The organism is Mesorhizobium sp. M7A.F.Ca.CA.004.04.2.1 (assembly GCF_004022825.1).
Lineage (GTDB): Bacteria > Pseudomonadota > Alphaproteobacteria > Rhizobiales > Rhizobiaceae > Mesorhizobium.
Window position 1 is genome coordinate 1 of record NZ_RZPH01000864.1, and the last position, 2635, is coordinate 2635.

Below are 2635 nucleotides of genomic sequence, written 5' to 3' on the forward strand. Positions count from 1 at the left end.
GCTCTGGCATAGCAAGCGCAGGAAGCAGATGGATCTCGCCTCCAGGAAAATAGCGATCATCGGGCTTGGCTATGTCGGCCTGCCGCTGGCGGTCGCCTTCGGCGCCGGCAGGGATGTCGTCGGTTTCGACATCGACCAGTCGAGGGTGGACGCGCTGAGGCGTGGCGACGACCATACGCTGGAAGCCAGCAGCGATGAGATCAGTGCTGCGTCGCGGCTGACATTCACCACCGACAAGGCCGCTCTGCGCGATTGCGGGATTTTCATCGTCACGGTTCCGACGCCGATCGACAGGGCCAACCGTCCGGATCTGAAACCGCTGATCATGGCATCGACTTTGGTCGGTGAGGTCATATCGCCAGGCGCGGTGGTGATCTTCGAATCGACGGTCTATCCCGGCTGCACGGAAGAGGTGTGCGCGCCGCTGATCGAGAAACATTCGGGCCTGCGCTACAATGAGGGGTTCTTCCTCGGCTACAGTCCCGAGCGCATCAATCCGGGCGACCGCGAGCATCGGTTGCAAACGATCGTCAAGGTCACCAGCGGCTCGACGCCGGAAGCGGCCGAAGGTATCGATGCGCTCTATGCCTCGATCGTGCCGGCAGGCACACACCGTACCTCGAGCATTGCGGTCGCCGAAGCGGCCAAGGTCATCGAGAACACTCAGCGCGACCTCAACATCGCGCTGATGAACGAGCTGTCGCTTATCTTCGGCAAGCTCGGCATCGACACGTCCGAAGTGCTGGAAGCCGCCGGCACCAAATGGAATTTCCTGCGCTTCACGCCTGGTCTCGTCGGCGGCCACTGCATCGGCGTCGATCCCTACTATCTCACCCACAAGGCCCAGGAACTCGGCTATCATCCGGAGGTGATTCTTGCTGGCCGCCGTATCAATGACGGCATGGGTCGGCACGCGGCGGATCAGACGGCCCGCCTGATGATGCGCAAGGGAATACCTGTCGTTGGCAGCCGGATTCTGGTGATGGGCGCGGCCTTCAAGGAAAATTGCCCGGACCTGAGGAATTCCAAGGTCGCCGATATCGTTGCCCAACTGAAGGAATACAACGCCGGCATCGACATATGGGACCCCTGGGTCGACGCGCAGGAATGCGCGCGTGCCTTCGGCGTGGCCAGCATGAAGGACATTCCCGACATGCGTTATGACGGCGTTATCGTGGCCGTCGGCCACAGGCAGTTCCGCGCGTTGGGCGTCGACGGCCTGATGGCGCTTTGCAAGACCCCGGGCGTCATCTACGACATCAAGGGTCTGTTCCCCAGGCATGTCACGGATGGGCGTTTCTGATGAAGGTTCTGGTCACCGGCGCGGCCGGCTTCATAGGATATCACGTAGCGAAGCGGCTGCTGGAGCGCGGTGACGAGGTCGTCGGCATCGACAACGTCAACGACTATTACGATCCGCAGATCAAGGAGGCGAGGCTGCGGCTTCTGAACGAGGCGAGCCGTAAGACCAATGCCGGCTATCATTTCATCCGCGGCAATCTCGCCGACAAGAGCGTGGTCGACGCCTGCTTTGCCGACCATGCATTCGACCGGGTGATCCATCTCGCCGCCCAGGCCGGGGTTCGCTACAGCCTGGAAAACCCGCATGCCTATGTCGAAAGCAACATCATCGCCTACACCAACGTGCTGGAGGCCTGCCGCAACAGCGCCGTCGCGCACCTGACCTATGCCAGCACGTCGAGTGTCTACGGCGCCAACACCGACATGCCGTTTTCCGAGCATCGTCCGGCCGACCATCCGCTGCAGTTCTACGCCGCGACCAAGCGCGCCAACGAGCTGATGGCGCACAGCTACAGCCATCTGTTCCGATTGCCGACGACCGGTCTTCGCTTCTTCACGGTGTATGGTCCCTGGGGGCGCCCGGACATGGCGCTGTTCCTGTTCACCAAAAACATCCTTGCCGGTGAGCCGATCAAGCTGTTCAACAACGGCAACCACACGCGCGACTTCACCTATGTCGATGACATCGCCGAAGGCGTGATCCGCGCCAGCGACAGCCCGGCCACGGGCAATGCCGCCTGGGACTCCAGCCGTCCGGATCCGGCCACAAGCAGCGCCCCCTGGCGCATCTTCAACATCGGCAACAACAACCCGGTGAAGCTGACCGCCTATGTCGAGGCGCTGGAAAACGCGCTGGGCCGCAAAGCCATCGTCGAACTCTTGCCGCTGCAGCCCGGCGACGTGCCCGATACCTTCGCCGACACCTCGGCGCTGGAGCAGGCGGTCGGCTACCGCCCGGCGACGACGGTGACCGAGGGCGTCGGGCGGTTCGTCGAGTGGTACAAGGCGTATTTTGCGCGGGGATAGGGTTCGGCGTTTCCCGGCTGATCCGCGCTGTTCCATGATCACTTAACCAGGAGCAGATGGAATCGATACGGCTCGCAAACAGGCAGTCTGCAATCCATTGCAGTCCCAGGCGCTACTGAGCGTCTGCATCCCCACGTTCAATCGGCGGGATCGCGTTGCGGCGCTGGTTCAGCAACTGTTGCGTACGGACTGTCCGTTGCAGATATGCGTCCATGTCGACGGTTCGACCGACGGAACGAACGAAGCGCTTGCGGAAATCGCGTCTCGCGATGCCAGTTTGGTGGTCACCACCGGCCCGAATGACGGC

3 protein-coding genes are annotated in these 2635 nt (G+C 62.1%); 2 read left to right on the forward strand and 1 reads right to left on the reverse strand.

What is annotated here, in order from left to right:
* Positions 1-28: 28 nt before the first annotated feature.
* Both EN893_RS28300 and EN893_RS28305 read left to right on the forward strand, forming a co-directional pair.
* Positions 29-1303, forward strand: a complete 1275-nt coding sequence (locus tag EN893_RS28300) for a nucleotide sugar dehydrogenase (RefSeq protein ID WP_127268852.1) — start codon at positions 29-31, stop codon at positions 1301-1303.
* The gene (locus EN893_RS28305; protein WP_127268854.1) at positions 1303-2328 is read left to right on the forward strand and encodes an NAD-dependent epimerase; all 1026 of its coding nucleotides are present in this window, start codon (positions 1303-1305) and stop codon (positions 2326-2328) included. Before EN893_RS28300 ends, EN893_RS28305 begins: the two co-directional genes overlap by 1 nt.
* A gap of 112 nt (positions 2329-2440) precedes the next feature.
* On the opposite strand, the gene EN893_RS39520 is transcribed toward EN893_RS28305, so the two are convergent.
* Positions 2441-2635 (reverse strand): hypothetical protein (locus tag EN893_RS39520; protein ID WP_245490920.1); only part of this gene is annotated, 195 nt, incomplete at its 5' end.